We start from the raw sequence: 24,020 nt of genomic DNA on the forward strand, positions 1-24,020 counted from the left end.
CAGTTTATGCCTCACACACAAAAGATCGGATAGGCTCGTTGCTGCCGCAACTTCCCCTTCGAATTGCAGTAAGCGTTGTCAGTCTATCGCTCGTTGCGGTTCACTTGTTCTTTCCTGGGATCGTCCTTGATGGTGTCACTTTGGCGCTCGCCGTTATCGCTCTTCTGCCTTGGCTTCAACCGATATTCAAGACGGTCAAGCTGCCTGGTGGAATTGAGATAACGCTTCAGGACATGAAGCAAGAGATCCAAGCCGCTGTTGGCGCCGCACAAAGCGCCGAGCGAAAGGCTGATCTCGCGGTTTCAGGAATCGTCAATCCTCACAGCGTTAAGTCCGATGCAGCATCCCCGGGCACACATCCACTGGATACACTTGCGCGACGCTACGAAGATATTCGCGCGACCATGAACAGCGGGCCTGCGCGAACAGCTTCGATGACGGCGATTGTTCGCGAGATGGTTGAATTCGCCGGCGAAGTGCCAGATGAGACGATTCCTGAATTGCTACGGTCCGCGAAGGCAGGCGATCGTCTGGCTGCATACGCGTCGCTCTACGGACGCCCGCGCCCGTTGCTTGTAGAAGCTTTGGTCTCAAGCGTAACGTCCCGCGAGGATAAGCCTTTTGGGCAGTACTGGGGCCTGCAAGCCATTGGCCGAAACCTGCCAAGTACAGCTCGAGACATTCCTGATAGCGTAGTTCAGGACCTATCCGCCTTTGCGAGCAGGGTACCCCCAGGCACGGACCGTGATCACGAGGTGCAAAGGCTACTCGTCCAAATACGTGGGAGGTAGCCAATGCGCCCTAGTAGGTCGATCGATACGGACGTCCTATCGGCAGGCTTCGCCTGCCTACTGTTCGCCGGTCGAGCCTATCCGAACTTTTGTGTGCTCGGCGAGTCGACAACGGAAGGGTAATGGTTTTCTCGTTACGTGTACTTGTCCCCAGCAGCTTTACAGAGGTCAATGCAGCGCTTGATCCAGCTTTCATACCAGTACCAGGCGCCTTCTACCTGCACGCCATACCCTTTGCTCGGATTTTTTGCGTCTTCGCTCCTCCACATGTTTACGTGGTCCGGCTGCACTCGGAATTTTTGAAAGCCGGCCTTGCGAATTTCTTCGACAACCCGAGTTGGGAGATACTTCGCGCGCTCCACGTCCTTCTTGACCCAGTACTCCTTGTCGATCGTTTTGGCGAGCTCGGAATTGGGGTCAATAAATTCGATCACTCGATCCGCTTGTCCGGCCTTGTTCACTAGTTTCTTCTTGAACAGTAGACGATATGAGAACCTGGGGTTGTTGTATTCGTCGTGTGTGAGCGCGGCATCAAATTCCGCGACATAAGCTCGAAGTTTCTCTGGAACTTGGCCGTGCGCTGACGTACCGGAAACCTGCTCTTCGGACAACTCGATAAACTGTATGCTGTACGTAAGATACGAGTCGAGCCCATATCGTTTGCCGAACAGCTTCTTTACATACTCGTTGTAGTTCAGCGAGCAAGCTTGGTAGCGTCCACTGAGGAAGTTGTCGAGCGATCTGGTCATCTGATGTTCGATTTCGTGACGAAGTCCAACGAGAAATCGAAGATTGTTAGCAGTATCTTTATCGATCGGGGATGCCTTTTCGTTCAGGCAGCGCTCAAGCTCCCAGTATTTGAATGCTCCGCGTTTTGTTCGGTCGAATTTACGTCTGGCTCCTTCCCGGGTGAAGTATCGGTACTCAACTCTTTTTCGTCGATAGTGCGCGTGCAAAAGATATGTCCATGCAATAACCATTAGTACGATAAATGTTTCTGATTTAAATGAAACGTGAGGGTCGTTAAAGACACGAATTGCACAAAGCGCCGCCTCACGCGATTTCGCGAGGAGCTCCAGTGCCAAGGACCCTACTGTTCGATTGCGCGTGCTCATGAGGTCAGCAGACAACGATCGATTCTAATAGAATTTTGGGGGCTGCCGTTTACCCTTGAATTTGAGGTGCCACCCTGCTTTCAGACAGCGAATCACAGTATCCGTCTAAGAACCTCCGTCCCCCTCATTCTGATCACTTCGACTACGTAATGTGCAATATCCGGGACGCCATGATCAACTACCAGCTCTGCCACTGGCTTTAAAGGCATCCCTGAACGACCGACTGGATAATCCGAAATGCGTCGAAAAGTGTTCGTGCCGCGCGGGTGTGGCATGGGCCAAGTGTTCCCTGAATTCATGTGGCAAAGCCAGATCTGATTCGCATACTCGCTAATGAGCGGTGCCGAATCGATGACGAGAACGTCGTGTTCCAATGTACGGTAATCCCTAGCATTGAGAAGACCGAGGAGGCGTGTCTTCGTCGCCCAAAAAAATACCTTGGCATTGATGATACGATACCAGTCCTCGGGGGTAATGCCATCTTGCAATGCCGTTATGAGCCGTGCGCGGGGCATTGGCTTCTGATCACGAAGTACAATGCTGTCCGGATGATTGAGGATCACCTCCATCTTAACCGGACGCTGTTGGCTTTCATATCTTACTCGATCTGCTCCTACCACTCCGAAGTGATCCAGCACTGCGCTTGTGCTCAGCAATCCATGCCTTCTTATGCTTTCCCACGTGTCTCGTTCAGCCATATGATAGAGGCGCGGATATTGATCAATCAGCTTAGATATTTGCATATGTTGTCATCAAGCACGGGAGAGGGTCGTCCAATTGCGACGGTCGATTAGCGAACGCAAATCGTCTACACCGTCCTCCTGGCGCGGAAAGCGGGTATTTATAAGTGAAACAGGTGCCTGCGAAACACGCTCGAGCTCTTCGACAAACTTGATGGTCTCTTGCGTCAGTTGTTCAAACCGCCGCGCATTTCGGTTGCTGGCGTGGATATAGTCCGCAAACGTCAGCACAATATCTGTCGGCGCATTAAGGGCACAGGCTCTGCGGAACTGGTCCCATTCAAACCAACCGACACGACGCTTTCGTTTGGTGGTCGAGGTCTTTTCGGCGCTATGCAACGCAGCGGCATCAAGTTCCGCGTATTTCGCAATGGCGTCGAACGACGTCTCATGTTTGAGTGGACCCGAAGTGTGCCCTTCATTGCCGTCCGGGTCGCCCACCCGAATGGGCATCGGACGGATCACCATCAGAATTTTGCGCACGCGGCTCGGTGAGATGCCAGCTTCCGCGAGGCAACCGGCAACGTTGGTATCGCGCGAGGTCACATAAGGGTATGTGCCATGAAAGAGACTCAGTCCACTACCTTGGGTACCTTCGAGTAGGATAGATTGCCGTTTCCGGTAGGCTTCTTCCAAGCGATCGGCGGTTGCGCCGTGGTAATTACCAGGTACACCGACATAAGGCGCGAGTGCGGGGACGTCCCGTGCCATACGAAAATGAGATCTGCCACGACTAACGATACGCCGAGCTGTTGCAGCACCGCTGCCGCTGCCAGTCGACGCAATAGTCGAGACGAGATGTCGACCTTCACTCTCGACATCCTCGTCCTCGATAATCGTCGCCTGTGGATCGATAAACAATCGGTCCGGGCCAATGTTGCAGTCGCGGATCTCATCGAATAGACCTTTGAGACGAATGGTCATACCTGGACCAAGAAGCAAGCGAGAATCCACATCGCGAGCCCCAGAGGGCAAATGATGATATGTATAAGGTCCGTTCGTGCTGGCTACAGTATGTCCTGCGTTTGGCCCCCCGACCCGCACCATTACGTCATATTCGCGAGCGAGATACGAAACTACATTTCCCTTGCCCTCACTGCCATACTGACCACCGATCAACACGTCGACGCACCGAATATCAGGCGGAGTGAACAAATGTAAGCGGGCGGCGACGCGAATTAAGGTATCTTGGGCATCGGAACGAGTCGTGTAGATGCGGACATCGGCATCGTTCTTGAATGCGGCAATGTCCTTCTCATCTTTTAGGCGATCTATTTCATCATACGAGAGAGCATTCGTCTTTGGCGCCTTCCTTTTGGCGTACCGCTCCTGCAACGTTTCCTTACTTGCGTATAGATGGACATGAATGAGGTTTTCCCCAAATACTCGCCGAAATTGAGCTACTTGCGAAGGGCTACCGACATGGTCCACGACCACTGACTTAGTCGAGTCCAGACCTTCGAGTACGCCAAGCGTGGCATCCAGCAGCCACCTTGAATCGGTGGCTTCATCTGCTTCCTGTCCCCGTGCTGTCAATGTTTCCCCTTCATTTGCATCGACTTCGGTATTGCAAAAGTCGACCGATACCTGCCTAGCACGGACAACGCAGAACTGAAATTCCTGTTCAAGTAGATCGGCAAGTCCTGTCTTGCCGCTACAGGGCTTCCCGCTAATGACGACAATTTGACGGTTACTCATGCGTTACCCCCAACCAGGCGTCGATAATCCGAGCAGCGATGTCGCTTGCACTAATCACGGTGGTATCAAATATTGCATCTGCCATCGCGCCAAGTGACCGAGCGACAATTTCGTTGGGATGTGTAATCGCGGTAACGTAGGGCGCATCGCCTGGTGCGACTCCAACTGCATAGCGCTCGCGCAGAACATCCTCAGACGCAGAGAGATGGATATGTCTGACAACTTGTCCGAAGTGGGCGCGGAAGTGCTCGATCTGGCGAGGCTTGCGAACCGCATCAAAAAGCCAATTCTCGACTGAAGGGTTTGCTGCTATAGCCGGAATGGCGACCGAGTCAACAACCCATGCAAAGTCCGTTTCGATGTCGAGCTGGTCACCCGTTTCTTGTAACCACGAGCGCACATCCAAAACGGCGCCCCGCGTGCCACAAGCCCGCAAATATCCGCCGCTACTGATTCCTGAAAAGTCGTAATTTTTTTTCAGTGCATGAGCAACGGAACTCTTGCCGGCGCGCATGGCTCCGCTCAGTAGCAGTAATCGCTTAACCATCATTGCAGCCCCCGTGTCGCAACGAACAGCATGTTGGTTGCAGACCTGATATTTGTCACAGATTCTGCGATCGATTTATAAGCTTATAAATTTACATATTATCTACCGTTGCAAAATTAGTGCCTTATATCGATTTTATGAATTTCAATTCGAAAGCATTGGCGATGCATCAATGTGCGCGCGCAAAGCAGCCCGCCATCGAATATACGACGTTCTCTCCGGCGATGGGTTCTCTCCACGCAGTGGTGTCGCAAATCAGTTTCTGATGCCCCCGTAGACATCGCTTGGCGAATATTTATCCAGACTATATGGCAAATATTTTCCAATGGTTAGGCAAATTCGGATAGGGAATTCATCATTATCGATAACCCTGCTTTGCCCCTCTCAATCATCGACCGCAGATTTTCAAGTCGATAGTGCGCCACTAGCGTGGCGGTTGGCTCTTGGTCAATCGGTGATAATTTTCAGAAATCCCGTGAACCCGCCGTTCTTTCTTTGATATCAAGCGCATCAAAGGTCCAAAGCAGCCGCTGAGGCACCACCACGTTCACTTGCGAAATCCAGCCGCCGCTTACTGAGACGAACCGCCGTCTGAAGGTCCGAGCGACGTTACCGACGAATGACACTTGCTGTCCGAACTCGGACAGACGCTCCCGCAGCACCGCTCGGACGGTCCGTCCCCGGTTGCTGCCGACGCGCAACCCAATGCCCCCTGCGAATCACCTAAACTACAGAACCAACGGCCCCGGCCATTCCCACTCGGCCATCCCGTCGGTTCCCCGTCATGGCGCACATCTTCTTCTCGGCCTCGATTCAGCGACACATCGCAACGCCCGAGCGCGAGATCGACGCGCGCACGCTTGGCGAAGTGCTCGAAGCCGTGTTCGCCGAACAACCCCGACTGCGCGGCTACATCCTCGACGACCAAGGCGTGCTGCGCGCGCATCTCGCCGTGTTTGTCGACGGCCAGCGGATTCGTGACCGGCAACGTTTGTCCGACGCGCTCGGCAAGGAAAGCCGGGTCTACGTCGTACAGGCTTTGTCAGGCGGCTAAGGGGAGCCATCGTTACCCGAAGACGAAGAGGCACGCGAATGAACGATCGATTGCTTGTCGCGACCCGCAAGGGACTGTTCGTTCTGCACGCAGACGGCAAGGGCGGCTGGATGCTCGGCGACCCGTATTTCGTCGGCGAGCCGGTGAGCATGGTGCTGCCCGACCCGCGCGACGGATCGCTGTACGCCGCGCTCAACCTCGGCCACTTCGGCGTGAAGCTGCATCGCCGGCGCGCGGGCATGGCGGATTGGGATGAGTGTGCCGTCCCCGTGTACCCGCCGCAGCCCCCCGACGAAGCGCGTACCGATGGCAATGCGAACGCGAGCACGACCGCAAATGCGGATGCGGACAACGCAAGCGGCACCGCCGCCCCCGTGCCCCCATCACCCCCCTGGACGCTCCAGCAAATCTGGTCGCTCGAAACCGGCGGCCCGGACGAGCCGGGCGTTCTATGGGCCGGCACGATCCCCGGCGGGCTCTTCCGTTCCGACGACGGCGGCGACACGTGGACGCTCAACCGCGCGCTATGGGATCGCCCCGAGCGCCGCGAATGGTTCGGCGGCGGCTACGACGCGCCGGGCATCCATTCCGTGATGGTCGATCCGCGCGACAGCCGGCACGTGTCGATCGGCGTGTCGTGCGGCGGCGTCTGGCAGACGGAAGACGGCGGCGCGACCTGGCGCGTGAGCGCCGACGGCATGGAAGCCGACTACATGCCACCGGAGCGGCGGGGCGACGCCAACGTGCAGGACCCGCACCGCGTCGTGCAATGCGCGGCCAACCCGGACGTGCTGTGGACGCAGCATCACTGCGCGATCTTCCGCTCGACTGACGGTGCGGCGCATTGGCAGCGAATCGACGCGCAGCCGTCGAGCTTCGGCTTCGCGGTCGCCGTGCACCCGTGCGAGCCGGACACCGCATGGTTCGTGCCCGCCGTGAAAGACGCGTGCCGGATTCCGGTGAACGGCCAGTTCGTGGTCACGCGCACCCGCGACGGCGGCCGCACGTTCGAGCGTTTCTCCGACGGATTGCCACCGGCGCCGGCGTATGACCTCGTGTATCGGCACGGGCTCGCGGTGGACGAATCCGGCACGCGCCTCGCGATGGGATCGACCACCGGCGCGCTATGGACGTCCGGCGACGGCGGCGAAAGCTGGCAGTTGATTTCCGCGCATCTGCCGCCGGTTTATTGCGTGCGGTTCGGATGAGGGCGGGCGGGTGAACGCGTTGACGGCTGAATTGGCGCTTCATCGCCGCCGCAGGTTGACGCGACGTCGCCCGGCCATGTTGACGCCATCGTCGCCCGCCACCTAACATCACACAAAACGATCAGGAGCATTCGAACATGAGAGCGGCCCTTGTCATCGTAGCAGGCAGTCGGCGCATGGTCCGGTAGCGGCACCAGGCCGGTACCCCGTGCGCCCCCGACTCGGTCGGGGGTTTTTTTTGTCCGCAGCGACCTTGCTTTCGATCGACGATGCCGACCACTCTCGAATCCTCGCCACCCAAGCTCGCCACACTGATCCTGCTGTGCGCGGTATCGGTGCTGCCCGTGAGCCTGTTCCTGCCGTCGCTGCCGAACATCGCTCGCACGTTCGCTACCGACTATGCGCTCGTCAGCCTGTCGCTCGCGGGATACGCGGCCGTCGCGGCAACGCTCGAACTGGTCATGGGGCCGTTGTCGGATCGCTTCGGGCGGCGGCCGATCGTGCTGGCCGGCCTCGCGGTCTTCGTCGTCGGGTCGGTCGGCTGCGCGCTGGCCACCGACATCCGGATTTTCCTGGCTTGCCGGGTGCTTCAGGCGGGCATTACGTCGGGCTATCCGATATCGATGGCCGTGATCCGGGACACGGCCGGCCACGAGCGGGCGGCGAGCCGGATCGGCTATGCCGCGATGGCGGCGGCGATCGCCCCGATGCTCGGTCCCATGGTGGGCGGCGCGCTGGACGAAGCGTGCGGCTGGCGCGCGAGCTTCTGGTTTCTCGCGGTAGCCGGCACCGCGCTGTTCGCGTGGTGCTGGCGCGACCTCCGCGAGACCAACTTGAATCCGTCGGACACGTTGAGGCGGCAGGTCCGTGCGTATCCGGCGCTGCTCCGCGCACGTCGCTTCTGGGCCTATGCGTCGTGCATGGCGTTCTCGACGGGCACCTTCTATGCATTCCTGGCCGGTGCGCCGCTGGCCGCGAAAGTGGTATTCGGCATCCCGCCGGCGACGATCGGCTTCTACATGGGAAGCGTCACGGTCGGATTCATGTTCGGCAGTTTTCTGTCCGGCCGGCACGCAGGTCGCTTCTCGAGCGCGACGATCATCGTCACGGGGCGCATCATCGCGTGTGCCGGCCCGCTGATCGGTCTCGCGCTGTACTTCTGCGGCGTACGGCACGTCTTTGCGTTGTTCGGACCGTGCATGCTGGTCGGCGTGGGCAACGGTCTGACGAATCCGTGCGCCCATGCCGGCGTGCTGTCGGTGCGGCCCGACCTCGCGGGAAGTGCCTCCGGCCTCGCCGGCGCGATGACCATCGCGGGCGGCGCCGCGCTGTCGTCGGCGACGGGCGCGGTGCTGACCGACGGCAATGCGGCTGGTGCGTCGCTCGGCATGATGCTGGCGTCGTCCACGCTCGCGTTGCTGGCTGCGGCGTATGCGCGTTCGCTGGATGCGCGCGACGGCCCTCGATGATTCCTGGCGATTCGCGCGCCCGCTCGGGGCGGCCGGCTTCGGCCGGGATTCAAGCGGGCGCATCGGCGCACGTGGCGCTTACGCCTTCGCCCCCACCACAAACTCGAACTGTGCAACCCCATCGACCCCGCCGGTCACGCGGTCCCCCGGCTGCAGCGCGCCGACGCCCGCCGGCGTGCCGGTGAAGATCAGGTCGCCGGCCTTCAGCTCGACCGCGCGCGATACCGCCGCGATGACGTCAGGCACCGGCCAGATCATGTCGGCGAGGTCGCCTTGCTGTCGGGTTTCGCCGTTGACCGCGAGCCAGATGCGGCCCGCCGCCGGATGGCCGGTCGCGGCGGCCGGCCGCAGCGCGGTCACCGGCCCCGACGCGTCGAAGCCTTTCGCCCAGTCCCACGGCCGGCTCAGCTTCTTTGCGTCGGCCTGAAGGTCGCGGCGCGTCAGGTCGACGCCGACGCCGTAGCCCCACACGTGCGACAGCGCGTCGGCGGGGGCGATCGCGCGTCCGCCGCGGCCGATCGCGACCACGAGCTCGATTTCATGGTGCAGGTCGTTCGTCAGCGGCGGATACGGGACGGCGCCGGCCGCGGGCACGATCGCATCGGCCGGCTTCGTGAAGAAGAACGGCGGCTCGCGGGTCGGATCGGCGCCCATCTCGCGCGCGTGCTCGGCGTAGTTGCGGCCGACGCAGAACACGCGGCGCAGCGGAAAGCGTGCGGACGACTGGTCGACTGCGACGGAAGGACGCTCGGGAGCGTCGATGACGTATTCGGACATCGGGTGGCCTCGTTCGGGTTGAAGACGGAGCCGGCGCACACGTCGCGCGGCGGCCGGCATGCGTGAACGATACCCGACGCGCGCCGCGCGGGATGTGACGCAACTGCGTTTTTCCGGGACAAAACTACGCGTCGCCGTCCGGCAGCGTGGCGTTCGCGTCGCGATACGCCTTCGGCGACACGCCGACCCGCGCGCGGAACCGCCGCGCGAAATACCCCTCGTCGCGGAAGCCGACCGCGCGCGCGATCTCGGCGATGCGCCGGCTGGTATGCGCGAGCAGCGACTGCGCGAGCGCGATGCGGCGCTCGGTCACGAGATCGGTGAACGTGCTGCCGGTTTCCTTGCGGATCAGGTGCGCGAGATAGTTCGGCGACAGGAACGCGGCCTCGGCGGTGGCGGCGAGGGTCAGGTCTTCGCGGGTCAGGTTCGCGCGCACGTGGCGCAGCACGCGCGCGAGCGCGTCGCGCCGGCCCGCGCGGTGCGCGCCGCGCTGCGCGAGCTTGTCGAGCGCGCCGGCGTACTGCGTGCAGACGAGCCCGATCAGCTGCAGCAGGTAGCCGCGCAGCAGCGTCGTCGAGCCGAACGTGCGGACGCGGTCGGCGTCGATCATGCACAGCGCGAGACGGCGCGCCTCGTCGAACGCGTCGCCGGTGAGGATGAAATCCAGATGCTCCTGGAAGCGGAACGGCGTCAGCTCGGGAAAGCGGTGCGCGGGCACGTCCTCGAGGTCGAGCGGATCGACGTCGAGATCGGCGCGCAGGAACGCCTGGCTGAAGTTGATCACGATGAAGTGCGCGCCTTCCGGATGCGGAATCAGGTGCTCGCGGTACGGCAGCACGAACGCGAGCGCGCCGCGCGGAAACGGCCGCGTGACGCCGCCGATCCGCTGCTCGGTGTCGCCGCCGAGGTTGAACTGGATCTGGAAGTACGCGTGCCGGTGCGGCTCGGTGATCGCCTGGCGCGACGCCTGGTCGCGGATGTAGAAATCGAGCCGGTCGCTGCGTTCGGGCATCCCGTACAGGCGCGGCGGGGCGGAGGAGGACATGACGGATTCGGCGATTCGTGACGCGGATGAAGCCGCGATGGTACAGCGAATGGCGCACGGCCGGAATCCTGGCCGGCGGGAGCCGGCGAGGGTTCCGGCGGATTCGGGCGACCGCCGGCTGACTTGTACGACAGGCCCCGCGCGCGTCAGATCGGAAAGCTGAACTGAACCCAGAGCTTCTCGCCCTGCGGCCGGTTGCGCACCGCGAACTCGTGCTGGAACTTCACGACGACGCCGGACGCCGGTCCCCACATGTAGCGCAATTGCGGTCCGATCGCGACGGCTTGGCCGCGAAAGCCGTCGGATGCGACCTTGATGCCGTCCTGCGTATCGTCGGTGTACTGTTTCAGAAACGTGCCCTGGACGCCGAGCTGCAGGCGCGGCGTGACCGAATAGCCGATCAGGTAGTCGAGCACCGCGACCGCGCCGGAGTGGTAATGCGTCGCATGGTTCGGCGAATTCAGTTCGAGCACGGTCGTCGTCGAGATTTCCCAGTCGCGATGCGGGGACCACGTGGTGCTCAGGTACGGCAGGAACGCATAGGTGTTCAATCCGGTGTTCGCGATCCGGTTGGGCGCGTACGCGCCGCTCGGCACTGCGAACGACGGCGAGAAGAATGCGAAGAAGGTCTTCGACGCATTCACGTAGTTGATCATCAGCGGCTCGAGGATCACGTCGCCGAGCGAGGTCCGGTTGCCGGCGCCGCCCGGCGTCGACAGGTGCAGGTGCACGATCGGCACGATCGCGCTGCTCGAGATCGAGAACGGTCCGAGCGTCGCGTCCCATGTGTGGACGACGCGCGGCGTTTCCGCGACGACGCTCAGGTGGAAGCCGGGCACCGCGTTGCCGCCGTCCGGGCCGGCGAACTTGCTTGACGCGTAGTACAGCGAATAATTGAAATACTGCGTATGGCCAGGGGGCGGCAGCAGGCCGTTCAGCACCGTGTTGACGCCGAACGGGTAGCTGATCTGGCCGTTTTCGGTGGCCGCGGCGGGCGTGGCGATCGCGCAGGCGATCAGGGACGCGCCGAGGGCGCGCGGGAAGGTGAATCTCATGACGTCTCCAGACCGTGTCTTCGTTTGTTGTCGTGTGCGTAACCAGCGGCACACGGGGGCCGGTTCGTTCGGGTGCGCCGCTGCGCGCAGCGGGAAGCGAACGAGGCGAGACGAAATGTAGAGCGTGCGATGAACGCGAAAAAGTTGGCCGGCGGGAGAACAGTTCTCCGTCGCGCGGAGGAATGCGCGGCGGCGTCACGCCAGACGCATCCCCCGCGCGCTCATCGCCCGACTTCCATCCACTTCCGCGCGAGGCCGAGGCGTTCGAAGCGCTCGATCAGGAATTCGGTGAACACGCGGATCTTCGCCGGTTGATGGCGGCGGCTCTGGTACGCGATGTTGACGGTGAGCGTCGGCAACTGCCAGTCGCCGAGCACCGGCACGAGCTTGCCGGCGACGATGTCGCCGTGAATGATGTAGAGCGGCTGGATCAGGATGCCGAGCCCGGCGAGCGCCGCCGCGCGGATCACCTGTCCCTCGTTCGCGTCGAGCACGCCCTTGATCGCGACCGACTGTTTCTTCGCGCCGCGCCGGAAATGCAGCACATTGGGATCGTTCGCGAGGTTGTAGACGAGCAGCGCGTGGTCGCACAGCGCGTCGGGGGTGGCCGGCGCGCCGTGCTTCGCCAGGTAGCCGGGCGAAGCGGCCAGCACGCGCCGCGTCTCCGCGAGCCTGCGCACCGTGATGCCGGAATCGGCCTCATGCTCGCGCGTGCGGATCGCGACGTCGATGCCCGCTTCGATGAAATCCGGGTAGCGGTTCGCCGCGATGATCTGCACGCTCAGGTTCGGATAGCGCTTGTGGAATTCGGGCAGCGCGGGCGCGATGTAGATCGACGCGAACGACACCGACGCGGTCACGCGCAGCGTGCCGGCCGGATTGACGCTCGCCTCGTTGACCGCGGCGTCCGCTTCGGACAGCTCGGTCAGGATCGCGACGCAGCGCCGGTGATACTCGCGCCCGGCGTCGGTCAGCCACAGGCGGCGCGTGGTCCGCTCGACGAGCCGCGCGGACAGGCGCTCCTCCAGCGCGTTCAGGCAGCGGCTCGCCGCCGCGCTCGACATGCCGAGCCGCTCGGCGGCTTTCGACAGGCTGCCGAGCTCGGCGACCTGTACGAAGAATTCAATTTGCGTCCACTTGTCCATGACTTCGATTTCTCCGCGCAGCGGAGAACAAAACTCCGCTGGCAGGTCTTTTTTCCTGAAAAAGAAGGAATTAATGTTACGCCAACATGTGTTCGAACAACACCCGGAGACAACCCAGATGCGCAATCTCAACGAAGACACGATTACGCAGGCGGTGATCGCGTCGCTGGCCGGCTGCCGCGACGAGCGGCTGCGCACGATCATGACGAGCCTCGTCCAGCACGTGCATTCGTTCGCCCGCGAGACGAAGCTGACGGAAGCCGAATGGGAGGCCGCGATCCGCTTCCTGACGGCCGTCGGCCACATCACCGACGACAAGCGCCAGGAGTTCATCCTGCTGTCCGACGTGCTCGGGCTGTCGACGCTCGTCACCGCGCAGAATCACGCGAAGCCGGACGGCTGCACGGAAGCGACCGTGTTCGGCCCGTTCTATGTCGAAGGCAGCCCCGAGTACGGCCAGTTCGACGATATCGCCAACGGCGCATGCGGCGAGCCGTGCTTCGTCAACGGCCACGTGCGCTCGCTCGACGGCACGCCGGTCGCGCATGCGCTGCTCGAGGTCTGGCAGGCCGATCAGGACGGGCATTACGACGTGCAGATGCCGGCTGGCGACGACGGGTCGATCGCCCATCGCGCGCGCGGCCGGCTGCGCGCCGACGCGAACGGGCGCTTCGCGTTCCGCTCGATCCTCGCCGAGCCGTATCCGATTCCGCACGACGGCCCGGTCGGCGCGTTGCTCGAATCGCTCGGCCGTCATCCGTGGCGGCCCGCGCACCTGCATTTCATGATTCAGGCGCCCGGCTACGAAACCCTGATCACGCACGTATTCCGCGCCGGCGACCGCTATCTCGACTCCGACGCCGTGTTCGGCGTGCGCTCGACGCTGGTGGCCGACTGGGTCCGGCATGCGCCGGGCAGCGCGCCGGACGGCTCGCGCGTCGATACGCCGTATTACACGCTCGACTTCGATTTCGTGCTGAACCGGGCGGGGCGCGGCGCATGATCCGGCACATCGTGATGTGGAAGGTGGCAGGCGAAACCGGCGGCGAGCGCGCGCAGGCGAAAGCGCGGGTGAAGGCCGCGTTCGAGGGCCTGCGCGGACGGATTCCGGGGATGACGCACGTCGAGGTGGGCGCGGATGTCAGCGGGGCTGATTACGCGTGCGATCTCGTGCTCGTCACGGAGTTCGACTCGCGCGAAGCGCTCGCCGGGTATGCGACGCATCCGGAGCATGCACGCGTGCGCGAGGAACTGGCGGGCCTGCGCATCGCGCGCCACCAGGTCGATTACGTGACGGAATGACGAAAGACATCATGCAGACGATCATGGATTTCATCTATCAGGCGCGACCGGCGCGCGTGATTTTCGGCGCGGGCAGCCTGCGCCATCTCGAACGCGAAGTGCTGGAGCTGGGGGCGCAGCGCGCGCTCGTGCTCTGCACGCCGGAGCAGCGCCCGCTTGCGCAGGCGGTTGCCGACCGGCTCGGCGCGCGCGCGGCGGGCCTCTATGATCGCGCGACGATGCACGTGCCGGTCGAGATCGCCCGCGACGCGCGCGCATTCGCGAACGCTTGCGACGCGGATTGCGCGATCGCGATCGGCGGCGGTTCGACGGTCGGGCTCGGCAAGGCGATCGCGCTCGAAAGCAGCCTGCCGATCCTCGCGATTCCGACCACGTATGCGGGCAGCGAAATGACGCCGATCTACGGCGTGACCGACGGCGGCATCAAGCGCACCGGCACCGATGCGCGCGTGCTGCCGAAGACGGTGATCTACGACCCCGAATTGACCGTGACGCTGCCCGTCGAGCTGTCGGTGACGAGCGGCATCAACGCGATCGCGCACGCGGCCGAAGGCCTGTATGCGAACAATGCGAACCCGGTGATGAGCCTGATCGCGGAAGAAGGCATTCGCGCGCTCGCGCACGGCCTGCCGGGCGTGCGGCGCGACCCGGCCGACCTCGGTGCGCGCGGCGACGCGCTGTACGGCGCGTGGCTGTGCGGGATGGTGCTCGGCAACGTCGGCATGGCGTTGCATCACAAGCTGTGCCACACGCTCGGCGGCAGCTTCAACCTGCCGCATGCGCAGACGCACGCCGTCGTGCTGCCGCATGCGCTCGCCTACAACGCCGCGCATGCGCCCGACGCGATGGCGCGGATCGCGCGCGCGATTGGCGCAAGCGGCGCGGACGATGCGGCGCGCGGCCTCTACGCGCTCGCGCGCGACAACGGCGCGCCGGTCGCGCTGAGCGCGCTCGGCATGCGGGAAGCCGATCTCGACCGCGCCGCCGACCTCGCCGCGGCGAATCCGTACTGGAATCCGCGGCCGATCGAGCGGCACGCGCTGCGCGCGCTGCTGCAGGATGCGTTCGACGGCGCGCCGCCCGGCACGCATGCGCAATGACACAAGACCCGCCATCCGAGCGGGGAACGCACAACCGATCCATACCCATACCAGGAGACAGAAGATGGAGCCCGATCTGAACCAGGGCGGCGAACGCGCCGCCGAGCACTACGACGTGGCGATCGTCGGATACGGTCCGACCGGACTCGTCGCGGCGTCGATGCTCGGCCGCGCGGGCTACCGGGTCGTGGTGGTCGAGCGCTGGCCGACGCCGTACGGCCTGCCGCGTCTCACGCACATCGATGGCGAAACCGCGCGCATCGTGCAGGCGAGCGGCGACGTCGATCGCGCGCTGCGCAGCGCGAAGGCGGTCGACACGTATCACTATCGCGACGCGCGCGGCGACCTGCTGCTCGAACTGAACTGGACCGGCCGCGCATGCGGCTACCCCGCGCACATCTCGATCTACCAGCCCGACATCGAGGATGCGATCGATGCGCGGACGGCCGCCTATTCGAACGTCACCGTGCTGCGCGGCTGGGAAGTCGAGACGCTGAAACAGGGCGACGACGGCGTCGTGCTGTCCGCGCATCCGCGGCGCTGCGCGCAGGACGCGCAATGGACCGCGCCGCCGCGCACGTTCCAGGTCAGGTACGTGATCGGCGCGGACGGCGCGAACAGCTTCGTGCGCCGCACGCTCGGCATCGAGCGCACCGATTACGGCCACAACGAGCGCTGGCTGAACCTCGACTCGGAGAACCGGCGCGATCTCGGCGACGCCTGTTCGCGCACGACGATTTTCTGCGACCCGGCGCGTGCCACCATGCACATGCCGATCGGCACGAAGCGCACGCGCTTCGAGTTGCGCGTGCTGCCGCACGAGTCGACGTCGGACTGGGAAACGGAGGAAGCCGGCTGGCGCTGGCTCGAGGCGCACTATGGATTCGGGCCGGACGACCTGACGCTGCTGCGCCATGTCGTCTACACGTTCGAGACGCGGATGGCCGACCGCTGGCGCGACGATCGCGTGCTGCTCGCGGGCGACGCGGCGCACTCGATGATGCCGTACATGGGACAGGGCGCGTGCTCGGGCATGCGCGACGGGATCAACCTCGCGTGGAAGCTCGACCTCGTGTTGAGCGGGCGTGCGTCGCCCGCGCTGCTGGATACGTACGAGGCCGAGCGCCGGCCGCACGTGAACGCGATCATGCAGATGTCGCTGTTCCTCGGCCAGGTCGTCAACGAAGACGATCCGGCGAAAGTGGCCGAGCGCGATGCGGCATTCCGCGCGGGCAGCGTGCCGCCGATGCCGCCGTTCCCGAAGGTCGAGCAGGGCGTCGTGCACCGCGAGGCGGACGGCGCGCTGCTGCCGTCGACCGGTGCGCTCGCGCCGCAAGGCCGCGTGCGCCAGGGCGCGGCGGAGGGGCGGCTCGACGACGTCGTCGGCTACGGGTTCCAGCTCGTCGCGCGCGACCATCCGGCGCAGCATCTCGACGCCGTCCAGCGCGCATTCCTCGAACGGCTCGGCTGCCATCTCGCGGTGCTGTCGGACGATTCGGGCGCGCGCGATGCGATCGTCGATCTCGACGGCGACCAGCGCGCGTTCATGGACGCGCACGGAATGCATGCGTACCTCAGCCGGCCCGATTTCGTCGTCTTCGGCTCGGTCGCCGACCCGCGGGATCTCGGCGCGCTGGTCGACGATCTGCGCGACAAGCTGCACTGGCGCGTAGCGTCCGCCACGCCGAACGCGGCGCAGGCGTCGTGAGAGGGCGCGAACGATGACGGACAACCTTTCTTCCTTCACCCTGGCGCTGCAGCGCGCGATGCCGCTGACGCGGCTGCTCGACTGCAGGATGGACTATGCGGACGCGACGGCGCTGCACGCGCGGACGGCCGCCGGCGAGCCGTGGGACGCGGCCGCGGAAGCGCTCGCCGACGCGCAGCTCGCGCGCGCCGCTCAGGCGGCCGACGCCGGGCACCTGACGACGGCGGCGGAGGCGCAGGCGATGGCGATCGCCGGCCTGCTGTTCGCGCAGATGGCGTTCAACGACGACGTGCCGCGCAAGCGGCAACTGTATGCGCGCATGAGCGACGCGGCCCGCCGCCTCGCGGACTGGGCGGACCAGCGGATCGAACGCGTCGAGCTGCCGTTCGCCGGCGCGAACCTGATCGGCTGGCTCGTCCGGCCGCCGGCGGCCACGGTGCGCGGCACGGTCGTGGTGTTCGGCGGGCAGAGCGGCTGGGGCTTCGCGTACTGGCCGATCGCCCGTGCGCTCGCGGTGCGCGGCGTCGCGACGCTGCTCGCCGAGGGGCCCGGACAGGGCGAAACCCGGCTCGAGCAGCGGATTCATGTCGACGTCGATGTGGCCGCCGCGTACCGGCGCTTCGTCGACCGGATCGCCGACGATGCGTCGCTCGGCCCGATCGGCATCTGGGGGAACAGCGTCGGCGGATTGTGGGCGGCGTCCACCGCCGCGTCGGACCCCCGGATTGCCGCGTGCTGCGTGAACGGCGCGCTCGCCGCGCCGACGCTGCTGCCGTTCCGCACGTTCGTCGAGCAGGCCGCCGCGATGCTCGGCAACCGGGACCCGGACGCGATCTCGGCGAACTTCGAGCGGATGCGTTTCCAGCCGCGGCGCGACCGGATCGCGTGCCCGCTGCTGGTGCTGCATGGCGGCGAGGATCCGCTGGTCCGGATCGACGACCAGCAGCCGTTTCTCGATGCGGCGACGTCAGGCGACGCGACGCTCAGGATCTGGCCAGACGGCGAGCATACGATCTACAACCATTCGGCCGAGCGGACCGCGTTCGTGTGCGACTGGTTCGTCGAACGCCTGACGCGTGCCGGGGCGGTGCGCCGGTGATTGCGCAGCGGCGCGGCGGTCACGCGACGGGCGCGGCCGCGTCCGGGAAGAACCCGAGGTAGCGGAACGCCCGGGCGTCGTCGACCGCGCTCGCTGTCAACCCGGCGGCAGCGCCCGTCGACGCGAGCGCATCCACCGTCGCCGCGCGATTGGACAGCAGGGTCCATTGCGCGCCCGCGTCGTCCGCCTCGACCGCGGCCGGCGCCGCTCGCACACCGTTCAGCGCGGCGAGCAGCGCGTCCGGCGCCGGCGCATGGATCACGAAGCCCTCGTTCGCGATCGCCGCCGTAGCCACGCCGAGCGCCGCACACACGTGCGCGCGCAGCGGCGCCTCGGCCACGTTCGCTGCGCGCGACCGCTCGATGTCGCGCCGCGTGACGTCGTCGACGATCATGCCGCCGCGCAGCAGCGGCGTCGTCTGCCATGCGTCGGGCGGACAACTCTTGCCTTCCGGCGACAACTCGACGAACGAATTGATTTCGGCCGGATAGATCCGGCACACGAGCGGCCGTTCGTCGTAGATCCCGCAGCGCATGTCGGCGCGCAGGTTCGGGCACGGCCCCGCGTAACACGCGGTGAGCAAGGTCGTCACGCGCACCGGCAGCGCGCCGCTGAGCGCGGGCGTCGAGCGGGCCCGCTTGTGCGCGGCGAGTGCGTTGTCCGGCTCGGGTTCGACCGGCCACGGGATCGCGTCGCACAGCAGTTCCACGCGGCCGCCGCGTTGCAGCCACGCGATCGCTTCGTCGATGGTCAGCAGGAGGCGCAGGTCATGGCAGCACTTGCCGCAGGACGTGCACGCAAAATCGATGTCGTTCACTCAGGGTTCCTGGTCGGATTCGGGGTTGGGGTCACGGCTCGACGAGAGCGGCAACCCGGCGGCGCAGTTCCGGCACGACGTCGGCGTCGAACCACGGATGGTGCTTGAACCATCCCGTGTTGCGCGGCGACGGATGCGGCAGCGGCAGCACCGCCGGGCCGTAGTCGCGCCACGCGCGCACGGTGTCCGTCAGCGTCGCCTTGCGCGTGTCGCGCAGGAAATGCCGCTGCGCGTACTGGCCGACCAGCAGCGTCAGGCGGATCGCCGGCAGTTCGGCGAGCAGGCGGTCGAGCCACAGCGGCGCGCATTCGGGGCGCGGCGGGTTGTCGCCGCTCGCGCCGCGGCCCGGATAGCAGAAGCCCATCGGCACGATCGCGAAGCGCGATGCGTCGTAGAACGTGTCGGCGTCGACGCCGAGCCAGTCGCGCAGCCGCTTGCCGCTTGCGTCGTCCCACGGGATGCCGCTCGCATGCACGCGCGCGCCGGGCGCCTGCCCGACGATCAGGATGCGGGCGTCGCGGTGCGCGCGCAGCACGGGGCGCGGGCCGAGCGGCAGCTCGGCTTCGCACACGCGGCACGCGCGGATTTCGGCAAGCAGCGCGTCGAGCGGCGCGTGCGGTCGGTTCGGCATCGGGGGTATGCGTTGCGGGGGATGCGGTTTTGCGGCGAGTCGCGCGCGGATCGGATTCTAATTGGGAACCGGGGCGGGCGCGCGGCACGCGCGCCGTTCATGGAACCCATTCGGGGGACTTACCCCGAACGCCTGGCTCAGTCGGCGCGCGTCGCGCCCATTTCGGCGACGGCTGCATCATACATCGCGGTTTGCGCGACCGCAGCAACGCGCGCCCGGTCGTCGTCCTGCGCGCCGTCGCGCATGCCCCAGCGCCGGTACTGCGACAGGAACCACAGGCCGTCGTCGGCGCACGGCCGGTTCACCGTGCCGTTCGCATGAAACGCGACCGGCAGCGGCGGCGCGGCGAACGGCCCCGCGCCGTAGTCGCCGAGCAGGCGCGGCGCGATCAGCGCGGCCGGCACGCCGATCGCGTCCGGCGACGCGAGCCAGTCCGCGGCTTCGCTGCGGTGCGCGGGGCTGTCGAGCCACGCGCACGCGTCGACGAGCGTGCGGATCAGCGCGCGCGCGGTGTTCGGATACAGCTCGGTGAAATCGCGCCGGCACGCGAGCGCCTTTTCCGGATGATCGGGCCAGACTTCGCTCGTCACGGCGACGGTCCGGCCCGCGCGGCACGCCTGGGCGACTGCATGCCACGGCTCGCCCGCGCAAAAGCCGTCGAGCTCGCCGTTCGCGAGCGCGGCGACCATCTCGGGCGGCGGGATCACGACGCTGCGAATCTCGCGCATCGGATCGACGCCGTGCGACGCGAGCCAGTGATAGAGCCACATCGCGTGCGTGCCGGTCGGGAAGGTCTGTGCGAACACGGGCGGGCGGCCGAGCGTCGCGAGCGCGTCGCGCAGGTTGCCGCGCGCGCGGAACGCGTCGGCGAGCGGCCCGGAGAACGTGATCGCCTGGCCGTTGCGGTTCAGCACCATCAGCACGGCCATGTCGGCCTGCGGGCTGCCGATGCCGAGCTGCATCCCGCAGACGAGGCCGTACAGCGCATGCGCGGCGTCGAGCTCGCCGGACAGCAGCTTGTCGCGCACCGCGGCCCACGACGGCTGGCGGCTCAGTTCGAGCGTGAGGCCGTGGCGCGCGCCGAGGCCGAGGCGCTGCGCGACGATCAGCGGGGCGGCGTCGCTCAGTGCGACGAAGCCGAGACGGAGATGCGCGCGTTCCGGCGCGGCGGCGGTCGAAGAGGTCATGGCGGTGACGGTCATGGTTGCGGGTCGGCTGCGAGCACCTGGCGCGCGGCGTCGACGATGCGGATGCCCTGGTCCATCGCGCGCTTGCGCAGGGTCGCGTACGCATCGTGCTCGGACAGGTGGCGGCGGTCCATCAGCAGGCGTTTCGCGCGATCGATCAGCTTGCGGTCGGCGAGTTCGCGCTCGACGTCGGCGAGCCGCTGGCGCAGCGCTTCGTCGTGCGAGAAGCGGGCGAGCGCGACTTCGAGGATCGGTGCAAGCCGCTCGGCCGACAGCCCTTCGACGAGATACGCGCTGACCCCCGCGCCGACCGCTGCGCGGATCAGCGTCTGGTTGGCGTCGTGGCTGAACATCAGCACCGGGCGGGGCGCGGTCGCGTTCATCACCGCGAGCTGCTCGAGCGTGTCGCGCGACGGCGATTCGGTGTCGATGATCACGACGTCGGGCCGCTGCGCCTCGACGACGGCCGGCAGCCGCGCCGGCGTCGCCACTTCGTTCAGCATCTCGTAGCCGAGGCGCGCGAGCGCGTCGCGCAGGTCGCCGATCGGTTTCTGCGTATCGGTGACGAGCAGCACGCGCAGCCTGGCAGGTGTAGCGGACGCACTCATGATGCAAGCCGACGAAACAGGAGAGCGGCGTCCCGGCGGGACTTCCGTCGGCCGCCGCGCGGGCGGCCGACGCTTTCAATATAGATCGGCGGCATGGGCCGCATTGCGCGCCGCATCCTACGCCGCGCGCCGGGCGGCGGACTCGGCATCGGCGCTGGCATCGACATCGCTCGCTCCCGTGCCCGCGCCCGCCGCGGCTTCGCCGAGCGCCGCGCCGACCAGGATCACCGCCGGGCTGCCGAGCCCGGCCTGCGCGACGCCTTGGGCCAGCGCGCCGAGCGTGCCGGTCCAGCGGCGCTCGGCGGGCGTGCCCGCCCATTGCACGGCCGCGGCCGGCGTCGACGCGGGCAGCGCGGCGAGCAGGCCGGCGGCGATCCGCTCGATGCGGGTCATGCCCATGTAGATCGCGAGCGTGGTGCCGGTTGCCGCAACGCGCGGCCAGTCGGGTTCGCCGTGGTCCTGCAGGTGCGCGGTGACGAACGTGACGCCCTGGCAGTGGTCGCGATGCGTGAGCGACACGCCGAGGCTCGCGGCCGCCGCGAAGCCCGACGAGATGCCGTTGACGATCTCGACCGGAATCGCCGCGTCGCGCAGCGTCTTCAGTTCCTCGCCGGCGCGGCCGAACAGCAGCGCCTCGCCGCCCTTGACGCGCACGACGTGCGCGCCGCGCAGCGCGTAGCGGCGCATCAGCCGCTCGATGAACGCCTGCGGCGTCGAGCGGCAGCCGCCGCGCTTGCCGACGCGCACGACGCGCGCCTGGGGCGCGAGCGTGACGATCTCCGGGTTGACCAGGTCGTCGAGCAGCAGCACGTCGGCGGCGGCGAGCGCCTTCACGGCCTTCAGCGTGAGCAGGTCGAGATCGCCGGGGCCGGCGCCGAGCAGGGTGACCTTGCCAGTCGTCATGATGAATTCCAGTGCCACGCGCGCGTGGCGGTCAAGTGTGCGAAGCGGGTCCCGCTACGGTTCCGATGCGGTCACCCGCATGCGCATGCGCGCGCGCGTCGAAGCGACAACGGCATCCGCCCGTGCGTTCGGCACGGAGGGACGCCGTTGTCCTGATGCGTCCCCGTCCGTGACGGCGGGCGCGCGCGTTGCGAGTACCGCACATCGGCGCCGTTGCCGATGTCTTCCGACGTTTCAGCAATATCCGGGCCAGCCTTTGAACGCGGCGTGTTGCGCATCGCACCCCGCCGCGCATGGCCGCCGGAGGCGCATGCGGGCCGCGTGCGCGCACGCCGGTGCAATGCCGCAAGCCCGTGCGCCATTCACCACAAGCGTGCACCGCGATGCCGCACGGCGACAGTGCTGCGTCGCACCACAACTGTGCCTCGCTGCATCACGACGCGTCGCTGATCTGGCGCAAACGCGGGTCGGGAACCGCTTGAACACGCCGCAAGCCGTCATACGATGGGATTGAGCCCGGGTTGGCACGGCGCTTGCGTTATATCGATCGAGTCAATCAACGACGATTGGCCCGCAGCACCGATTACCGACATGCCCGGCAACGGGCTCCCTGGGCAACGGCGTCCTTCGCATCGGGTCTCGACACGAGACCGGGTTCGCAGGACGCCGTTTTTGTTTGGTGAATGAGATATGTCCGACAAGGCTACCCGCATCGATCTCTTCAGTTTCGGCAGCGCGCCGATGCGCGCGTTCCATCTGACGTGGATGGCGTTTTTCGTCTGCTTCTTCGCATGGTTCGCGTGTGCGCCGCTGATGCCGCTGATCGCGCGCGAATTCCACCTGAGCGCCGCGCAGGTGGCGAACATCAACATCGCCGCGGTCGCCGCGACGATCGTCGTGCGGCTGGTCGTCGGCCCCTTGTGCGACCGATTCGGCCCGCGCCGCGTCTATGCGGGGCTGCTCGCGATCGGCGCGATTCCGGTGATCGCGGTCGCGTTCAGCCATGACTACCTGACGTTCCTGATCTGCCGGCTCGGCATCGGCGCGGTCGGCGCGAGCTTCGTGATCACGCAGTACCACACGTCGGTGATGTTCGCGCCGAACGTCGTCGGCACCGCGAACGCGACGTCGGCCGGCTGGGGCAACGCCGGCGCGGGCGCGGCGCAGGCGTGCCTGCCGCTGCTCGTCGCGGCCGCGATGCTGCTCGGCTTCGGCGACACGTCCGCGTGGCGCGTCGCGCTCGTCGTGCCGGGCATCGCGATGCTCGTGATGGCGTGGGTCTACTGGCGCTACACGCAGGACTGCCCGCAAGGCGACTTCATCGCGCTGCGCAAAGCGGGCGTGACGATCGACAGCGGCAAGAAGGGCGGCTGGGCGAGCTTCTTCGCGGCGTGCGCGAACTATCGCGTGTGGATGCTGTTCGTCACGTACGGCGCGTGCTTCGGCGTCGAGGTGTTCATCCACAACATCGCCGCGCTGTACTACGTCGATCACTTCCACCTGTCGCTGAAGGACGCGGGGCTCGCCGCCGGGCTGTTCGGCCTGCTCGCGCTGTTCGCCCGCGCGCTCGGCGGCTGGCTGTCGGACAAGGTCGCCGCGCGCCGCAGCCTCGACGTGCGCGCGATGCTGCTGTGCGCGCTGATCGTCGGCGAAGGGCTCGGCCTGATCTGGTTCTCGCATGCGGACAGCATCGGGGTCGCGCTGGCCGCGATGCTGACCTTCGGCCTCTTCACGCACATGGCCTGCGGTGCGACCTACGCGCTCGTGCCGTTCATCGACCGCAAGGCGCTCGGCGGCGTCGCGGGCATCGTCGGCGCGGGCGGCAACGTGGGCGCGGTCGCGGCGGGCTTCCTGCTGAAGGGCGTCGGCGACGTGCAGCACACGCTGAGCCTGCTCGGGCTCGTCGTCACCGCGTCGGCGCTGTGCGCGATGGCGGTGCGCTTCAGCGAAGAACACAAGGCCCGCGAGGCGGCGCTGCGCGAACGCGCGCTGGCCGCGAGCGGCGTCGCGAACTGATTGAA

At 65.9% G+C, this 24,020-nt stretch carries 23 protein-coding genes; 10 read left to right on the forward strand and 13 right to left on the reverse strand.

The features are described 5' to 3' along the window. The first annotated feature begins 38 nt into the window (after positions 1–38). Positions 39–791 carry a hypothetical protein gene (locus ACFIMZ_RS25670; protein WP_431825085.1) on the forward strand — a complete coding sequence of 251 codons (753 nt, stop codon included), beginning with the start codon at positions 39–41 and terminating at the stop codon, positions 789–791. A 134-nt stretch (positions 792–925) separates the two neighbouring features. Here ACFIMZ_RS25670 and ACFIMZ_RS25675 read toward each other — a convergent pair whose 3' ends face one another. The 4 genes from ACFIMZ_RS25675 to ACFIMZ_RS25690 all read right to left on the reverse strand — a co-directional run bounded on the left by ACFIMZ_RS25675 (position 926) and on the right by ACFIMZ_RS25690 (position 4,858). Next, positions 926–1,906 (reverse strand): DUF3644 domain-containing protein, encoded by a 981-nt coding sequence (locus ACFIMZ_RS25675; protein WP_431825086.1) that lies wholly within the window; start codon positions 1,904–1,906, stop codon positions 926–928. Positions 1,907–1,998: 92 nt separating this feature from the next. Next, positions 1,999–2,649 carry a DUF7002 family protein gene (locus ACFIMZ_RS25680; RefSeq protein WP_431825087.1) on the reverse strand — a complete coding sequence of 217 codons (651 nt, stop codon included), beginning with the start codon at positions 2,647–2,649 and terminating at the stop codon, positions 1,999–2,001. A gap of 9 nt (positions 2,650–2,658) precedes the next feature. Continuing rightward, entirely contained in the window at positions 2,659–4,344 is a 1,686-nt protein-coding gene (locus ACFIMZ_RS25685) for an adenylosuccinate synthetase (RefSeq protein ID WP_431825088.1), read from the reverse strand. Next, complete coding sequence (locus tag ACFIMZ_RS25690; RefSeq protein WP_431825089.1) at positions 4,337–4,858, reverse strand: hypothetical protein; 522 nt, start codon at positions 4,856–4,858, stop codon at positions 4,337–4,339. Before ACFIMZ_RS25690 ends, ACFIMZ_RS25685 begins: the two co-directional genes overlap by 8 nt. 817 nt (positions 4,859–5,675) lie before the next feature. On the opposite strand from ACFIMZ_RS25690, the gene ACFIMZ_RS25695 reads away from it, so the two are divergent. From ACFIMZ_RS25695 to ACFIMZ_RS25705, 3 genes are all read left to right on the forward strand, one after another. After that, on the forward strand, positions 5,676–5,945 hold the full coding sequence (locus ACFIMZ_RS25695; RefSeq protein ID WP_431825090.1) for a MoaD/ThiS family protein: 270 nt from the start codon (positions 5,676–5,678) through the stop codon (positions 5,943–5,945). 38 nt (positions 5,946–5,983) lie between these two features. Next, on the forward strand, positions 5,984–7,153 hold the full coding sequence (locus ACFIMZ_RS25700; protein WP_431825091.1) for a WD40/YVTN/BNR-like repeat-containing protein: 1,170 nt from the start codon (positions 5,984–5,986) through the stop codon (positions 7,151–7,153). Positions 7,154–7,422: 269 nt separating this feature from the next. After that, positions 7,423–8,622: a multidrug effflux MFS transporter gene (locus ACFIMZ_RS25705; protein ID WP_431825092.1), complete on the forward strand. Its 1,200-nt coding sequence runs from the start codon at positions 7,423–7,425 to the stop codon at positions 8,620–8,622. Between the two features lie 78 nt (positions 8,623–8,700). Here the strand turns inward: ACFIMZ_RS25705 and ACFIMZ_RS25710 are convergent, their stop codons facing one another. From ACFIMZ_RS25710 to ACFIMZ_RS25725, 4 genes are all read right to left on the reverse strand, one after another. Beyond that, positions 8,701–9,399: a fumarylacetoacetate hydrolase family protein gene (locus ACFIMZ_RS25710; RefSeq protein WP_431825093.1), complete on the reverse strand. Its 699-nt coding sequence runs from the start codon at positions 9,397–9,399 to the stop codon at positions 8,701–8,703. A 124-nt stretch (positions 9,400–9,523) separates the two neighbouring features. After that, positions 9,524–10,444 carry a helix-turn-helix transcriptional regulator gene (locus ACFIMZ_RS25715; RefSeq protein WP_431825094.1) on the reverse strand — a complete coding sequence of 307 codons (921 nt, stop codon included), beginning with the start codon at positions 10,442–10,444 and terminating at the stop codon, positions 9,524–9,526. Positions 10,445–10,590: 146 nt separating this feature from the next. Continuing rightward, positions 10,591–11,499: a SphA family protein gene (locus ACFIMZ_RS25720; RefSeq protein ID WP_431825095.1), complete on the reverse strand. Its 909-nt coding sequence runs from the start codon at positions 11,497–11,499 to the stop codon at positions 10,591–10,593. Between the two features lie 221 nt (positions 11,500–11,720). Continuing rightward, positions 11,721–12,644: a LysR family transcriptional regulator gene (locus ACFIMZ_RS25725; RefSeq protein ID WP_431825096.1), complete on the reverse strand. Its 924-nt coding sequence runs from the start codon at positions 12,642–12,644 to the stop codon at positions 11,721–11,723. 118 nt (positions 12,645–12,762) lie between these two features. On the opposite strand from ACFIMZ_RS25725, the gene ACFIMZ_RS25730 reads away from it, so the two are divergent. From ACFIMZ_RS25730 to ACFIMZ_RS25750, 5 genes are all read left to right on the forward strand, one after another. Further along, positions 12,763–13,647, forward strand: coding sequence for an intradiol ring-cleavage dioxygenase (locus tag ACFIMZ_RS25730; RefSeq protein WP_431825097.1), 885 nt, complete (start codon positions 12,763–12,765; stop codon positions 13,645–13,647). Continuing rightward, the gene (locus ACFIMZ_RS25735; RefSeq protein WP_431825098.1) at positions 13,644–13,946 is read left to right on the forward strand and encodes a Dabb family protein; all 303 of its coding nucleotides are present in this window, start codon (positions 13,644–13,646) and stop codon (positions 13,944–13,946) included. Before ACFIMZ_RS25730 ends, ACFIMZ_RS25735 begins: the two co-directional genes overlap by 4 nt. 23 nt (positions 13,947–13,969) lie before the next feature. After that, positions 13,970–15,046 carry a maleylacetate reductase gene (locus ACFIMZ_RS25740; RefSeq protein ID WP_431825362.1) on the forward strand — a complete coding sequence of 359 codons (1,077 nt, stop codon included), beginning with the start codon at positions 13,970–13,972 and terminating at the stop codon, positions 15,044–15,046. Between the two features lie 64 nt (positions 15,047–15,110). Continuing rightward, positions 15,111–16,754, forward strand: coding sequence for a bifunctional 3-(3-hydroxy-phenyl)propionate/3-hydroxycinnamic acid hydroxylase (locus tag ACFIMZ_RS25745; RefSeq protein WP_431825099.1), 1,644 nt, complete (start codon positions 15,111–15,113; stop codon positions 16,752–16,754). Positions 16,755–16,767: 13 nt separating this feature from the next. Then, a complete protein-coding gene (locus ACFIMZ_RS25750) occupies positions 16,768–17,853 on the forward strand; it encodes an alpha/beta hydrolase family protein (RefSeq protein ID WP_431825100.1) in 1,086 nt (361 codons plus the stop codon). A 19-nt stretch (positions 17,854–17,872) separates the two neighbouring features. Here the strand turns inward: ACFIMZ_RS25750 and ACFIMZ_RS25755 are convergent, their stop codons facing one another. The 5 genes from ACFIMZ_RS25755 to cobA all read right to left on the reverse strand — a co-directional run bounded on the left by ACFIMZ_RS25755 (position 17,873) and on the right by cobA (position 21,999). Beyond that, on the reverse strand, positions 17,873–18,670 hold the full coding sequence (locus ACFIMZ_RS25755; protein ID WP_431825101.1) for a YkgJ family cysteine cluster protein: 798 nt from the start codon (positions 18,668–18,670) through the stop codon (positions 17,873–17,875). A gap of 31 nt (positions 18,671–18,701) precedes the next feature. Then, positions 18,702–19,301, reverse strand: coding sequence for a uracil-DNA glycosylase family protein (locus ACFIMZ_RS25760; RefSeq protein ID WP_059752056.1), 600 nt, complete (start codon positions 19,299–19,301; stop codon positions 18,702–18,704). 137 nt (positions 19,302–19,438) lie between these two features. Further along, complete coding sequence (locus ACFIMZ_RS25765; RefSeq protein ID WP_431825102.1) at positions 19,439–20,488, reverse strand: CmpA/NrtA family ABC transporter substrate-binding protein; 1,050 nt, start codon at positions 20,486–20,488, stop codon at positions 19,439–19,441. An 11-nt stretch (positions 20,489–20,499) separates the two neighbouring features. Continuing rightward, positions 20,500–21,096, reverse strand: a complete 597-nt coding sequence (locus tag ACFIMZ_RS25770) for an ANTAR domain-containing response regulator (RefSeq protein ID WP_431825103.1) — start codon at positions 21,094–21,096, stop codon at positions 20,500–20,502. A 117-nt stretch (positions 21,097–21,213) separates the two neighbouring features. Then, the gene (gene cobA / locus ACFIMZ_RS25775) at positions 21,214–21,999 is read right to left on the reverse strand and encodes a uroporphyrinogen-III C-methyltransferase (RefSeq protein WP_431825104.1); all 786 of its coding nucleotides are present in this window, start codon (positions 21,997–21,999) and stop codon (positions 21,214–21,216) included. A gap of 690 nt (positions 22,000–22,689) precedes the next feature. Between cobA and ACFIMZ_RS25780 the strand changes: the two genes are divergently transcribed. Beyond that, positions 22,690–24,015, forward strand: a complete 1,326-nt coding sequence (locus ACFIMZ_RS25780; protein ID WP_431825105.1) for an MFS transporter — start codon at positions 22,690–22,692, stop codon at positions 24,013–24,015. Positions 24,016–24,020: the final 5 nt, after the last annotated feature.

Source organism: Burkholderia sp. F1 (assembly GCF_050813845.1).
In the GTDB taxonomy this organism is placed as follows: Bacteria; Pseudomonadota; Gammaproteobacteria; order Burkholderiales; family Burkholderiaceae; genus Burkholderia; species Burkholderia ubonensis.

Excerpts from the sequence above, each read along its gene's own strand:
- ACFIMZ_RS25700 (WP_431825091.1), top strand. The coding sequence starts at position 5,984 with ATGAACGATCGATTGCTTGTCGCGACCCGCAAGGGACTGTTCGTTCTG.
- ACFIMZ_RS25780 (WP_431825105.1), top strand. The coding sequence starts at position 22,690 with ATGTCCGACAAGGCTACCCGCATCGATCTCTTCAGTTTCGGCAGCGCG.
- ACFIMZ_RS25770 (WP_431825103.1), bottom strand. The coding sequence starts at position 21,096 with ATGAGTGCGTCCGCTACACCTGCCAGGCTGCGCGTGCTGCTCGTCACC.
- ACFIMZ_RS25675 (WP_431825086.1), bottom strand. The coding sequence starts at position 1,906 with ATGAGCACGCGCAATCGAACAGTAGGGTCCTTGGCACTGGAGCTCCTC.
- cobA (WP_431825104.1), bottom strand. The coding sequence starts at position 21,999 with ATGACGACTGGCAAGGTCACCCTGCTCGGCGCCGGCCCCGGCGATCTC.
- ACFIMZ_RS25730 (WP_431825097.1), top strand. The coding sequence starts at position 12,763 with ATGCGCAATCTCAACGAAGACACGATTACGCAGGCGGTGATCGCGTCG.
- ACFIMZ_RS25695 (WP_431825090.1), top strand. The coding sequence starts at position 5,676 with ATGGCGCACATCTTCTTCTCGGCCTCGATTCAGCGACACATCGCAACG.
- ACFIMZ_RS25715 (WP_431825094.1), bottom strand. The coding sequence starts at position 10,444 with ATGTCCTCCTCCGCCCCGCCGCGCCTGTACGGGATGCCCGAACGCAGC.
- ACFIMZ_RS25710 (WP_431825093.1), bottom strand. The coding sequence starts at position 9,399 with ATGTCCGAATACGTCATCGACGCTCCCGAGCGTCCTTCCGTCGCAGTC.
- ACFIMZ_RS25740 (WP_431825362.1), top strand. The coding sequence starts at position 13,970 with ATGGATTTCATCTATCAGGCGCGACCGGCGCGCGTGATTTTCGGCGCG.
- ACFIMZ_RS25705 (WP_431825092.1), top strand. The coding sequence starts at position 7,423 with ATGCCGACCACTCTCGAATCCTCGCCACCCAAGCTCGCCACACTGATC.
- ACFIMZ_RS25765 (WP_431825102.1), bottom strand. The coding sequence starts at position 20,488 with ATGACCTCTTCGACCGCCGCCGCGCCGGAACGCGCGCATCTCCGTCTC.
- ACFIMZ_RS25720 (WP_431825095.1), bottom strand. The coding sequence starts at position 11,499 with ATGAGATTCACCTTCCCGCGCGCCCTCGGCGCGTCCCTGATCGCCTGC.
- ACFIMZ_RS25725 (WP_431825096.1), bottom strand. The coding sequence starts at position 12,644 with ATGGACAAGTGGACGCAAATTGAATTCTTCGTACAGGTCGCCGAGCTC.
- ACFIMZ_RS25735 (WP_431825098.1), top strand. The coding sequence starts at position 13,644 with ATGATCCGGCACATCGTGATGTGGAAGGTGGCAGGCGAAACCGGCGGC.
- ACFIMZ_RS25685 (WP_431825088.1), bottom strand. The coding sequence starts at position 4,344 with ATGAGTAACCGTCAAATTGTCGTCATTAGCGGGAAGCCCTGTAGCGGC.
- ACFIMZ_RS25680 (WP_431825087.1), bottom strand. The coding sequence starts at position 2,649 with ATGCAAATATCTAAGCTGATTGATCAATATCCGCGCCTCTATCATATG.
- ACFIMZ_RS25745 (WP_431825099.1), top strand. The coding sequence starts at position 15,111 with ATGGAGCCCGATCTGAACCAGGGCGGCGAACGCGCCGCCGAGCACTAC.
- ACFIMZ_RS25750 (WP_431825100.1), top strand. The coding sequence starts at position 16,768 with ATGACGGACAACCTTTCTTCCTTCACCCTGGCGCTGCAGCGCGCGATG.
- ACFIMZ_RS25690 (WP_431825089.1), bottom strand. The coding sequence starts at position 4,858 with ATGCGCGCCGGCAAGAGTTCCGTTGCTCATGCACTGAAAAAAAATTAC.
- ACFIMZ_RS25760 (WP_059752056.1), bottom strand. The coding sequence starts at position 19,301 with ATGCCGAACCGACCGCACGCGCCGCTCGACGCGCTGCTTGCCGAAATC.